This is a genomic window from Caryophanon tenue (assembly GCF_001700315.1).
GTDB classification, from domain to species: Bacteria; Bacillota; Bacilli; order Bacillales_A; family Planococcaceae; genus Caryophanon; species Caryophanon tenue.
In genome coordinates this window covers 1-11,591 of sequence record NZ_MASJ01000036.1, presented here as the reverse complement: position 1 = coordinate 11,591, position 11,591 = coordinate 1, and the positions used below count along the sequence as shown (strand labels likewise).

Annotated in this window: 11 protein-coding genes; 6 read left to right on the top strand and 5 right to left on the bottom strand. The window is 39.9% G+C overall.

From position 1 onward, the window contains the following. Nucleotides 1-475: 475 nt before the first annotated feature. Together A6M13_RS12410 and A6M13_RS12405 are read right to left on the bottom strand one after the other, a co-directional pair. Nucleotides 476-1,027 carry an NADPH-dependent FMN reductase gene (locus tag A6M13_RS12410; RefSeq protein WP_066546839.1) on the bottom strand — a complete coding sequence of 184 codons (552 nt, stop codon included), beginning with the start codon at nucleotides 1,025-1,027 and terminating at the stop codon, nucleotides 476-478. 109 nt (nucleotides 1,028-1,136) lie between these two features. Beyond that, the gene (locus tag A6M13_RS12405; RefSeq protein ID WP_066546837.1) at nucleotides 1,137-1,925 is read right to left on the bottom strand and encodes an oxidoreductase; all 789 of its coding nucleotides are present in this window, start codon (nucleotides 1,923-1,925) and stop codon (nucleotides 1,137-1,139) included. A 154-nt stretch (nucleotides 1,926-2,079) separates the two neighbouring features. Here A6M13_RS12405 and A6M13_RS12400 point away from each other — a divergent pair, with 154 nt between their 5' ends. The 4 genes from A6M13_RS12400 (at nucleotide 2,080) to A6M13_RS12385 (ending at nucleotide 5,369) form a co-directional block, all read left to right on the top strand. Then, a complete protein-coding gene (locus tag A6M13_RS12400) occupies nucleotides 2,080-2,265 on the top strand; it encodes an SE1832 family protein (protein WP_066546835.1) in 186 nt (61 codons plus the stop codon). A gap of 51 nt (nucleotides 2,266-2,316) precedes the next feature. Then, the gene (abc-f, locus tag A6M13_RS12395) at nucleotides 2,317-3,879 is read left to right on the top strand and encodes a ribosomal protection-like ABC-F family protein (RefSeq protein WP_066546833.1); all 1,563 of its coding nucleotides are present in this window, start codon (nucleotides 2,317-2,319) and stop codon (nucleotides 3,877-3,879) included. A 583-nt stretch (nucleotides 3,880-4,462) separates the two neighbouring features. After that, a complete protein-coding gene (gene spx / locus A6M13_RS12390) occupies nucleotides 4,463-4,867 on the top strand; it encodes a transcriptional regulator Spx (RefSeq protein WP_066546832.1) in 405 nt (134 codons plus the stop codon). 67 nt (nucleotides 4,868-4,934) lie between these two features. Next, nucleotides 4,935-5,369 carry a MarR family winged helix-turn-helix transcriptional regulator gene (locus A6M13_RS12385; protein WP_066546827.1) on the top strand — a complete coding sequence of 145 codons (435 nt, stop codon included), beginning with the start codon at nucleotides 4,935-4,937 and terminating at the stop codon, nucleotides 5,367-5,369. Nucleotides 5,370-5,456: 87 nt separating this feature from the next. On the opposite strand, the gene A6M13_RS12380 is transcribed toward A6M13_RS12385, so the two are convergent. Next, nucleotides 5,457-5,996 carry an RNA polymerase sigma factor gene (locus tag A6M13_RS12380; RefSeq protein WP_066546824.1) on the bottom strand — a complete coding sequence of 180 codons (540 nt, stop codon included), beginning with the start codon at nucleotides 5,994-5,996 and terminating at the stop codon, nucleotides 5,457-5,459. 196 nt (nucleotides 5,997-6,192) lie between these two features. Here A6M13_RS12380 and A6M13_RS12375 point away from each other — a divergent pair, with 196 nt between their 5' ends. After that, entirely contained in the window at nucleotides 6,193-7,578 is a 1,386-nt protein-coding gene (locus tag A6M13_RS12375) for a dipeptidase (protein ID WP_066546820.1), read from the top strand. A gap of 48 nt (nucleotides 7,579-7,626) precedes the next feature. Here A6M13_RS12375 and A6M13_RS12370 read toward each other — a convergent pair whose 3' ends face one another. Together A6M13_RS12370 and A6M13_RS12365 are read right to left on the bottom strand one after the other, a co-directional pair. Continuing rightward, nucleotides 7,627-8,601: a hypothetical protein gene (locus A6M13_RS12370; RefSeq protein WP_066546818.1), complete on the bottom strand. Its 975-nt coding sequence runs from the start codon at nucleotides 8,599-8,601 to the stop codon at nucleotides 7,627-7,629. Nucleotides 8,602-8,619: 18 nt separating this feature from the next. Next, nucleotides 8,620-10,002 (bottom strand): sigma-54 interaction domain-containing protein, encoded by a 1,383-nt coding sequence (locus A6M13_RS12365; protein WP_066546815.1) that lies wholly within the window; start codon nucleotides 10,000-10,002, stop codon nucleotides 8,620-8,622. Between the two features lie 187 nt (nucleotides 10,003-10,189). Here A6M13_RS12365 and A6M13_RS12360 point away from each other — a divergent pair, with 187 nt between their 5' ends. After that, entirely contained in the window at nucleotides 10,190-11,380 is a 1,191-nt protein-coding gene (locus tag A6M13_RS12360; RefSeq protein ID WP_066546812.1) for an ornithine--oxo-acid transaminase, read from the top strand. The last annotated feature ends 211 nt before the right edge of the window (nucleotides 11,381-11,591 follow it).

The following is an 11,591-nucleotide window of genomic DNA, read 5'->3' as shown; positions in this document are numbered from 1 at the left end:
AGTTAAGCTCAAATTTTTCATCTCAAACCGAAGTTCTCGATGTTACTGGCATCATTTAAGATGTCATAATTTTGTCGGTTAAACCGACTATGTTTCATCAACGTTTGTTGTTCAGTTTTCAAGGTTCATGTTTTTTCGTTCGTGTTAAGCGAACTTCTTTATATTATCACCACTCAACTTTGTCGTCAACAACTTTTTTAAAAGTTTTTTGAAGAACTGTCATTTCGTGGCGTCCTCTTAAGGACAATTAATAATATACCTAACGTTTTAAAACTTTGCAATAGTTTTTTGAAAAAACTTTAACAAAAAATAAAGTAAATAGTTTCTTCCTATTATTATAGTTTTTGAAAATCATGCAACAAAAATGCAATTTGATTTATTATACATGAAATTTTTTAATTTGAGTATCGCCTTTTTCGATTCTATAAAAAATAAAAAGGTAACAAACAATGCACGTTTGCTACCCTTTTCGTTCCTAAGCTTCCACTTTTTCTACCGCTAAATTTTTGCTCATTTCGCAGTATGCTACAAAAACTCGTGCTAGCTCGTCTAAACGCGCGTGTACATCTTCATCAATAATTTCATTTTGTTCATTGAAGTGTGCGCCATGTGTGTAAACATAGTTTGGCGTTACTAATGTACGGAAATAATCTAAAATTGGTTTTAACTGATGCTCGATTACTAAATGATGTTGTGTTGTGCCGCCATTTGCCACGATAGCTGCTGGTTTATAACGCATGGCTTTTGGTGGAATCATATCGAATGCATTTTTTAATACACCTGGAATCGACGCTTGGAAAATTGGTGATGCAAATACATAGGCATCCGCCTTTTCAAATTGCTGAATCATATATTTCATGTCATCATTTAATGGGCTACCGTCTAAAATTTGATGCTGTAACTTAGAGAATGATAAAATTTGCACATCATACTCCGCATTGTATTTCTTAATATGTTGTTCAATCGTCTCTAAAAGAACGCCTGTTTTGCGACCAAAAATTGTGCCGTCTACTAATAAAACTTTCATTCGTTTTATCCTCCTAAATCTCTTATCGCCTCTATTGTAACAAAACATTTCTACAATAACATTGGCGATGTTTCAAACAAGACAATTTCAGCCTTTCGGACGATGTTTGTTACTCGTCATCGAGCTTTTTTAGTTTTGTACGATCAAATACAATGTCCTCATCAACCGGTGCGTCATCCTCACCTTGCTGATGCTTTGACCAATCAAATGAAATGTCTTGTTCTATTTCAGCTAGTGGATACGCAAATTGGTTCAACTGTGCTGACTCGTAAATACGTACCTTTTTAGGCTGTTCGTATAATGCGATGCATACCATAGCAATCGCTAGCTGCGTTGCAGAAATGGAACGATATTTTCTCATCGGTCCAACTAATAGCGGATTGCCGATGCGCAGTGCGAATTCACCAGCCTTTTCCCCTAATCGAAATTCTGAGCGGTCGCCTGTTAATAGCGACGGACGCACGATCGTTAAACGCTCTAATGATAAAGCCGTTAGCTCCGCTTCTAGTTTCCCTTTCACTTGGCTGTAATAAAAGCGCGATTTTTCGCTTGCGCCCATTGCAGAAATAACACAAAAATGAGGAATACCCTTTTTCTTAGCGAGCGATGCAATGCGCATCGGATACTCAAAATCGACGCGCTCGAACTGTTGTTTTGAGCCCGCTTTTTTTTGTGTTGTACCTAGACAACAAAACACATCATGTACAGGTGGTAAATCAGCTTCTTCTATTTCATCAAACGACTTGACTAACACTTCTAGTTTCGGGTGCTCAAACGCAAGCGCTCGTCTTACAATCGCTGTAATCGATACGTATTCTTCACGCTCGCACAGTTCCTTCACTAATGCTTGACCAGTTAAGCCCGTTGCTCCGACAACAATAGCTGTACGCATATTCATATAAAAACTCCCTTTCACATTCTCTATATCGTTGTATCGGTTTCATTGGAATTTCCTTGAATGTCATTGAAGTTTCACAATCAAAATACGTGGGCTTTCTTAATACTCTATGCTAAAATAGAAAACAAATCTGTTCTAAAGGAGCAATTGTGCTATGGCAACAAAAAGCGACATTCAATCTCAAATTGCAGAGCTAAAAATGGACTACATTAACCTACAAGGTGATTTAGAAAAATTAGAGTCACTTGGTCATGCAGATTCAGTAACGAAAGCAGTTGAGCGTTTGAATACATTAGAAGAACGTCTTGCCGACTTAAACAAGCAGCTTGCGGCGCTATAATACGCCCTAGCTGTTTTTTCATGGAATAAATACGTAAATACGGAGGAAACTATGGCAATTTTAACAGTAGAAAACTTAGGACACTCATTTGGTGACCGCACATTATTTAAAGACGTGTCATTCCGCATTGTAGAAGGTGACCGCATTGGTTTAGTAGGTGCTAACGGTGTTGGTAAATCAACAATGATGGGTATTATCACAGGACAACAAATTCACGATACGGGAAAAGTTGAATGGCTACCGAACACACATTACGGTTACTTAGACCAACATACGGTATTAACAGCCGGACGCACGATGCGTGATGTGTTACAAGATGCATTTTTACCTTTATATAAAAAAGAAGAGCAATTAAACGAAATTGCAATGAAAATGGGCGAAGATGGCGCTGACCTTGAAGCATTATTAGATGAAATGGCTGAAATTCAAGACGCATTAGATGCAGGCGATTTTTACACACTCGATATGAAAATTGACGATATTGCGCGCGGTCTTGGTTTAGATGCCATCGGATTAGATCGTGATGTTGCAGCACTTTCTGGTGGTCAACGTACGAAAGTTCTGTTAGCAAAGCTTTTACTTGAAAAGCCGAAAGTATTATTACTGGATGAGCCGACGAACTATTTAGACGAAGAGCATATTACGTGGTTAAAAAACTACTTAAAATCGTATCCACATGCCTTTTTATTAATTTCGCATGATACAGAATTTATGAACGAAGTCGTAGATGTGATTTTCCAATTAGAATTCTCAAAAATGACACGTTACACAGCGACATATGAAAAGTTTTTAGAGCTTGCTGAAATTAATAAGCGTCAGCATATTGATGCATACGAAAAGCAACAAGAATTCATTAAAAAACAAGAAGACTTTATCGCGAAAAACAAAGCACGTTATTCAACAACTGGTCGTGCGAAATCTCGTGCGAAACAACTGGACCGTTTAGAGCGTATTGACCGCCCTGAAACAGCTGTAAAACCAGAATTCGGCTTTAAAGAAGCCCGCACACCGAGCCGCTATGTTGTAGAAGCAAAAGATTTAGTCATTGGTTATGATAAAGACAAACCACTTTTACCACCACTTACGTTCGATATTGAGCGCGGTGAAAAAATTGCGTTAGTCGGCATGAACGGTGTTGGTAAATCAACGTTATTAAAAACAATGCTAGGCAAAGTAAAACCTTTAGATGGTACCGTTATTTTAGGTGACTACTTAGAGCCTTCATACTTCGAGCAAGAAGTAAAAGCTGACAAAATCACACCAATTGACGATGTATGGAATGCCTTCCCGTCAATGGAGCAAGCAGCTGTACGCGCAGCACTTGCAAAAGCCGGTTTAAAAACAGACCATATTACACGTCCACTGAACTCACTTTCTGGTGGTGAGCAAGCAAAAGTTCGTTTATGTAAATTAATGATGGACCCTGCGAACTGGTTAATCTTTGACGAACCGACAAATCACTTAGATGTCGATGCGAAAGAAGAATTAAAACGTGCCATGAAAGAGTTTAAAGGCACAATCGTTCTCGTATCGCATGAGCCAGAATTCTATGAAGGCTTAGTGACGAAAATTTGGAACGTCCAAGATTGGTTCACAACAGGCGAACAAAAATAAAAATAAAGCGAGATTGAGACAGAACTCTATTTCTGGTGAAAATGAGTGTCTTGAGATGATAAAATGTGCGGGTGCGTCCCGGCACAAGCGGCGACTTCAGCAGGAACAGCAATGTTTTTCTGCGACGAGGTACCGCAGGAGCAGGAGCTTTTAATAGAGGAACATCGTGTTTACCTTAAGCCATGTCTGCGAAACGCGTCCGCTATGTAGCGTAGCACCTAAAGCACAAAAATATCCTTCAGCAGTTGTCGTTGCTGAAGGATATTTCTTTTTGCCCCAATCTCACTTTCTACTTTCATATTCCGTTGCGCTTCATAAAAAAATATCTTTCTTGAGACCCTATCGCACTCGTATTACGCCTATTTCTAGTCCTACACCAACCCATGTAAAAAAGTGCTGTCAATTTTTCGTCTTTTTGAAACTTTCTCGACTTTGCATCGTATATAGTAGAGAGAAGAATTTTTTGCTACGTTACGATTTACAAACTTTACATAATTGTAAGCTAAATCATATTGATTTTACAAGTAGCTTAGTGGTAAGATAAATATATCAAATCGATGAATCAGAAAGTGAGGAATGAAGAATGTCAGTAACAATTTATACACAAGCGAGCTGCTCTTCATCCAGAAAAGCAATCAAATGGTTAAAAGAAAATAATATTTCATATACAGAGAAACGTATTACATCTCACCCACTGTCTTTAGCAGAGTTTAAAGAGGTATTGAGCATGACGGAAGACGGCACGGATGAAATTATTGCGACAAACTCAAATGATTTTAAAAACTTGAATATTGATATCGATCAATTATCAATTCAAGAATTATATGCACTTATCCAACAATACCCACGTATGTTGCGTAGCCCAATCTTAATTGATTCAAAACGTATTCAAGTAGGTTATAATGAAATGGATATTCGCCGTTTTATTCCTCGTAAAGTACGTGCTTTCGAGTTACATGCAATGCAAAAGCTTGCGATGGATATGTAGTAGCTTACAAAACGCTTATCGAATATTCGATAGGCGTTTTATCATTATCGTTTTGGGAGATGATCGTATGGATCCACAAAAGCAACAATCAATATCTGCCCTTTTTGAAACTGTGACGTCGCTGGAACGCAAATTAATGAATGAATGGAATCAGCACAATGAACTTGGCTTTTCCAAATCACATATACTTTTGTTACGATTTTTAGCAAACGAAGGACCGAAACGCCCGTCTGCGATTGCAGAGCATTTAAAAGTGACAACTGGTGGTGTAACGGTTCTGACAACTAAACTAATTAAAGCAGGTCTTGTCGAACGTAAACAAAATGAAGTCGACCGTCGTGCAGCGCTTATTCATATTACAGACGCTGGCTACGAAATGCTTGATACGGCTCAATCACATGTCGATACATTATTCGATAAATTATTTGGTATGTTGACGACTGAAGAAATTGATACATTGCGTACCATTTTCAATAAATGTTTACTCGATAAACGCAACTAAAAAAGAGCCAATTCGCTGATTCAGGGAATTGGCTCTTTGTTTATGTTTTATGCTAGATTACAGAAGCGGTCTGTCCAGCACATTACATTATGCTGGTAAAATTGCCTCAGCAATACCACGGTCTGCGATAAGCATTTCTTTTAGACGTGCTTTTGCACGGAATAAGCGTGATTTCACTGTACCAATTGATACACGCATTAAGTCTGAGATTTCAGCAAGTGAATATTGGTCAACGTAAAAATACCATAATGTTTTTTGGTAAATGCCGTCTAGCTCATTCATTTTCGTTTGGACTAATTGCGAAATAACGTCCTTTTCCACTTTTTCTTCTGTAGAAAGCTCTTGGTTGGGAACTAAATCAAGAACAGGTACGTCTAATGTTTCAGGTTGGTGCATCATATATTTACTGCGACGCACATTTTTACGATAGCGATCGCGGAATGTATTCATCGTAATTGTTGTTAGCCATGCTTTGACATGGTCCACATTATGTACGTATGATTCATAGCGTACCACCTTTACCCAAACTTCCTGCATTAAATCTTCCGCTTCCACCGTGTTGCGTGTAAGCTTTAAACATAAGTGATAAATATAGCGGTTATATTCTTCGTAAACTCCTTCTAACATATGCGTTACCTCCGTTCAACTTGTTGACTTTAGTATCGCAAAGTCTGACCTTACACTCTATCGAATGAGCTTTCAAATTCCTTACATTGTTGTAATATAGGGAACCTTTTCGTGTAAGTTGCGATATTTCCGAAACCGAAGCTTTTTACACTTCCTATGCTATACTACAAGTAATTACACAGGAGGAGGAGTACATATGTCTCAACTACAAAAACTAGATGCTTACTTCGCAGAGCATCGTGACGCTCACTTAGCAGAGCTAAATGAATTTTTACGCATCCCAAGCATTAGTGCATTATCGGCACACAAAGAAGATATGCAAACGGCCGCAAACTGGCTTGCAACAAAATTAAAAAACTTAGGGATTGAAAATGTCTCGATTGACCAAACAGCAGGTCATCCGGTCGTTTATGGTGAATGGCTTCATGCTGAAGGCGCACCTACTGTTCTTTTTTATGGACATTATGACGTACAACCAGTTGACCCGTTAGAACTTTGGGAAACGGCACCATTTGAACCGACAATTCGCGACAATAAATTATTCGCGCGCGGTGCTTCAGATGATAAAGGGCAAGTATTTATGCACTTAAAAACAATCGAAGCTTTATTTGCGTTAGACGGAACATTACCAGTAAACGTGAAGTTTTTAATTGAAGGCGAAGAAGAAATCGGCAGTGCGCACTTACCTGCTTATGTCGATGCCAACAAAGAAAAGTTAGCCGCTGATTTAATTTTAATTTCAGATACGGGACTTTACGCACCAGGAAAACCAGCTGTATGCTACGGCTTACGTGGTTTAGCCGGCATTCAAATTGACGTACGTGGTGCAAAAGGTGACTTACATTCAGGTCTTTACGGTGGCGGTGTTCAAAATGCTATCCACGCGCTTGCAAATATTTTAGCGTCATTCCGTGATGAGCACGGCACAATTCAAGTGGATGGTTTCTACGACAACGTACGTCCACTATCAGACGAAGAACGCCAAGCTTATAAAGATTTAAACTTTGATGAACAAGCATTAAAAGAAGAAGTTGGCGTAACAGAGCTATTCGGTGAAGCTGGCTATTCTTATTTAGAACAAACATGGGCACGTCCAACATTAGAAGTGAACGGTGTATTTGGTGGCTTCTCAGGAGAAGGCATTAAAACGGTCTTACCGGCTGAAGCTGGCGCCAAAATCACATGTCGTTTAGTGCCCGACCAAGACCCAGACGAAATTGTTGCGAAACTACGCGCACATGTTGAAAAGCATAAGCCAGTAGGTGTTGACGTAACGATTTCAGAGTTCGATAAAGGGCCTGCATACATTACACCGTTTGACCACCCTGTGATTCAAGCAGCAGGTCGTTCATATGAGCGTGTGTATGAAGTACCGACTGCATATATTCGTGGCGGTGGCTCTATTCCAATCGTGGCAGCGTTTGATCAAATGCTACAATTACCAGTTGTATTAATGGGCTTCGGTTTAAATAGTGAAAACTTCCATGCACCGAACGAGCATTTCCACTTAGAAAACTTCGACAAAGGATTACGCGTTTTAGGTGACTATTTATATGAAGTCGCTTCATTACCGTTGAAATAATAAACTAGGCACGGACGAAAATCACCTTCGTCCGTGCCCATTTTTTATTTATTGTGGCTCATATAATTGAGCACTATTTAAAACATCTGTTGGCACATTTACGACTAACGGTTCATTTAACTGCATAAACGTAATCGTTGATGTATGTGTCACACTTCCAGTACTGCCCTCGCCATTAAACTCAACAGTCATATCTAATAAAACCGGCTCTTCCCCTTTGACAATTGTCAAATCAACCGTCGCTCCTACCTTTTGTAACGGCGCAACTCGGCTATAATCGTCTTCACGCATTAGCTTCTCAACAATGTGTGAGGCTTCTTCTTGCTCCAGTGTGATTGTAAGGACAGCGTAGTCTTGCTCTTCACTTTTTATCGTAAAGCGGTCCGTATCTAGTGAAAAGAATCCTAATAACGCGTCTGGCACTTCAAAATATAAGCCCGCCGGTAATTTTGTACGTAGTGTTGTTGGGTCTGTACGATACCAACTATTTTGCTCCATAAAATATGCTGCATACTCATCATCAAGTTGTTCATATGCCGCAATCGATAAGTTTTCACGTGTATCTTCAAACTCTTGAATATATTCGCCTTCCATCATGCGCTGATACGTCGTTGTATTTTGTGACGTAACAGTCGCTCCGAGTGTAATGACTTGCTGCATCGGATGCCCTGCTTCTTCCCACTGCAACTGCTCACTCACAGCAATTTGGGCTTTATATGTTGAAAGTTGTGGCGCACTCATTGCTACAAACATGTCCTCATATAATTTACCCGCTTCCGTTGTACTCACAGGTGGTTCATAGGTTAACGGCTCAGTCGCTTCACTGTCGTCATCAAGCTCCGTCGACGGTATTTCAGTCACTGGTACTGTTGCCGGCTCCTCACCGTTTTCTTCCTCAGCAACTACGTCTTCATGTTCATGAGAAGTGCGTGACACATCCTCCTCTTCAGTCAAATTTGTTTGCTCTGTACAGGCACTTAATAATACGGTTGCTAGTACACTTGCGATCATCCATTTTCTCATCATCCCATCCCCTTTTCGTTACTTCATGCCGTTTGTTGTAATGTTTAATCGCTTCATACGATATTGCAAACTTTGACGGCTCATTCCTAGCTGCTTTGCCGTATTAGTAATATGTCCTTCATGCTGTTGTAACGCTTGTATAATCACTTGTCGTTCTAATTGTAATAATTGTTCTGCTAATGGCAATGTACTATCTGACGTTATTCGAAGCGTAGGCTGTACGACGGGCTGCTGCTTACGATAATGATACGGTAAATGGTGCATTTCAATTTCAAGTTCATGTTGCATAACGTTCATCGATGCTTCAATCGCATGTGCTAATTCACGTACATTCCCTGGCCAATCGTGCTGCATAAAAAATTGCAAAACATCTGGCGAAATACGCTCGACACGCATTTCAAATAACGCATTATATTTTTGTAAAAACTCCCCGATTAAAATCGGAATATCGTCCGTTCGCTCCCGTAACGGTGGAATAAATACTGTAATCACGGCTAAACGATAATACAAATCTTTGCGTAGGCGCTCCGCTCGAATGACATCAATGGGATCCTCATTCATCGTTGCAATAACACGTACATCTACAGGAATTTCCGTCGTACTCCCTAAGCGACGCACTTTTTTCTCTTGCAATACACGTAGAAGCTTCGCCTGTAAGTGAATATTGAGCGAATTTAATTCATCTAATAATAACGTGCCCCCTTGTGCCTGTTCAAATAAACCTGGTGCATCAACAGCCCCTGTAAAAGCGCCTTTTGTTGTGCCAAATAAAATACTCTCTATTAATGAATCTGGAATAGCCGCACAGTTTTGCGATACAAATGGGCGTACACTACGCGCAGAAGCCGCATGAATACTTTGGGCAAATAACTCCTTCCCCGTCCCCGTTTCACCAATAATTAATACATTAGATTGTGTACGTGTTGCACGTTTTGCGACATCAATCGCCTCTTGTAAACTCGCAGATTTCCCGCTAATATGCTCAAAACGATAGTCCGTTTGCGTATGCGCCAGCTTATGGCGAATTAAGCGCTCCATTTTCGTAACATCCGTTGCTAGTTCTACTGCGCCAATTAATGCGTCTTCCGCTTCAACCGGAAATGTTTGATTGACGGTCGTAATTTCGACACCGCGATTATTAAAATACGTTTGCTTCACATTGCGCACTTGTTGTTGTTGCTGCAATGATTTCAGTAGCGTACTATGCTCATTTTCACGAAACGCGAACACATCGCGCAAATCTTTATGCAGGACATCTTCTGCTGTCATCGATTCTAAATCGCGCATCTTTTTATTATAAATAATCGTTTTCCCGCTCACATCAATCGCATGAATGCCAATATCGACACGCTCAATAATTTGTTCATACAGCACTTTTAATTGTGCATCTGTCATCGTCATCACTCCTAACTACAGTATAACGCAAAATTTTTTGCATATATGACCGAAAGCAAAATTTCTTGCGCAAAATTTTTTAATATATACTTTTAACGATACGCAACTACTACCTTTCACAGTTGGCACAGAAATTGCTTATGTATAGATGAGTGTGGATTTTTCACAAAACTTATTAACGGGGGCATTTACAATGACAATTTCAAAAACAGTAATCGAAACAACAGAAAACTACGGCGCACATAATTATCACCCACTACCAATCGTCATTTCAGAAGCGCAAGGTGTATGGGTAAAGGATCCAGAAGGCAATGAATATATGGATATGTTATCTGCATATTCAGCTGTGAACCAAGGGCATCGTCATCCAAAAATTATTCAAGCATTAAAGGACCAAGCAGACCGCGTAACCTTAACATCTCGCGCCTTCCACTCTGACCAACTTGGCCCATGGTATGAAAAAGTAGCAAAATTAACTGGCAAAGATATGGTATTACCAATGAATACAGGTGCTGAGGCTGTCGAAACAGCGATTAAAACAGCTCGTCGTTGGGGTTATGAAGTAAAAGGTGTTGCGGAAAACCAAGCACATATTATTGGTTGTATTGGCAATTTCCACGGACGTACAATGGGCGCGGTATCATTATCATCAGAAGCAGAGTATAAGCGTGGATTTGGTCCGATGTTGCCAGGCTTCTCGCTTGTACCATATGGTGACATTGATGCGCTAAAAGAAGCAATTACGCCAAACACTGTTGCATTTATCATTGAGCCAATTCAAGGGGAAGCCGGTATTTTAATTCCACCAGCTGGCTTTATTCAAGCAGCAGCAGACTTATGTAAAGAACACAATGTATTATTTATTGCCGATGAAATTCAAAGTGGTTTAGCGCGTACAGGAAAAATGTTTGCGTATGAATGGGAAGGGATTACACCTGATATGCTAATTTTAGGTAAAGCGCTTGGCGGAGGCGTGTTCCCAATTTCATGTGTCGTAGCAAATAAAGATATTTTAGGTGTCTTTAACCCTGGTTCACACGGTTCTACATTCGGTGGGAATCCATTAGCATGTGCAGTATCAATCGCATCACTTGATGTCTTACTTGATGAAAAATTAGCGGAGCGTTCATTAGAACTTGGCGAGTATTTCCAAAGCAAATTAAAAACGATTGATAACCCAATTATTAAAGAGGTACGTGGACGCGGATTATTTATCGGTGTTGAGCTAACAGAAGCGGCTCGTCCATACTGTGAAGCGTTAATGGCAAAAGGTTTATTATGTAAAGAAACACACGATACAGTAATTCGCTTTGCGCCACCACTCATTATTACAAAAGAAGAATTAGATTGGGCATTTGAGCATATTAAAGCAGTATTTGCATAATGATAAAAGAGGATGGGACAGAACTCTATTTCTGATGAAAATAAGTGTGTTGAGATGATAAGAATTTGCAGGTGCGTCCCGACACAAGCGGCGACTTCAGCAGGAAAAGCAATGTTTTTCTCCGACGAGTAACCGCAGGAGCATGCGCTTTTAAGCGGAACATCTGCCAAAAACGCCACGTCGTGTGGCAAGGCAGATGTGAACAAACATC

Excerpts from the sequence above, each read along its gene's own strand:
- A6M13_RS12385 (WP_066546827.1), top strand. The coding sequence starts at position 4,935 with ATGGATCCACAAAAGCAACAATCAATATCTGCCCTTTTTGAAACTGTG.
- A6M13_RS12405 (WP_066546837.1), bottom strand. The coding sequence starts at position 1,925 with ATGAATATGCGTACAGCTATTGTTGTCGGAGCAACGGGCTTAACTGGT.
- A6M13_RS12360 (WP_066546812.1), top strand. The coding sequence starts at position 10,190 with ATGACAATTTCAAAAACAGTAATCGAAACAACAGAAAACTACGGCGCA.
- A6M13_RS12375 (WP_066546820.1), top strand. The coding sequence starts at position 6,193 with ATGTCTCAACTACAAAAACTAGATGCTTACTTCGCAGAGCATCGTGAC.
- A6M13_RS12380 (WP_066546824.1), bottom strand. The coding sequence starts at position 5,996 with ATGTTAGAAGGAGTTTACGAAGAATATAACCGCTATATTTATCACTTA.
- spx (WP_066546832.1), top strand. The coding sequence starts at position 4,463 with ATGTCAGTAACAATTTATACACAAGCGAGCTGCTCTTCATCCAGAAAA.
- A6M13_RS12400 (WP_066546835.1), top strand. The coding sequence starts at position 2,080 with ATGGCAACAAAAAGCGACATTCAATCTCAAATTGCAGAGCTAAAAATG.
- abc-f (WP_066546833.1), top strand. The coding sequence starts at position 2,317 with ATGGCAATTTTAACAGTAGAAAACTTAGGACACTCATTTGGTGACCGC.
- A6M13_RS12370 (WP_066546818.1), bottom strand. The coding sequence starts at position 8,601 with ATGAGAAAATGGATGATCGCAAGTGTACTAGCAACCGTATTATTAAGT.
- A6M13_RS12365 (WP_066546815.1), bottom strand. The coding sequence starts at position 10,002 with ATGACGATGACAGATGCACAATTAAAAGTGCTGTATGAACAAATTATT.
- A6M13_RS12410 (WP_066546839.1), bottom strand. The coding sequence starts at position 1,027 with ATGAAAGTTTTATTAGTAGACGGCACAATTTTTGGTCGCAAAACAGGC.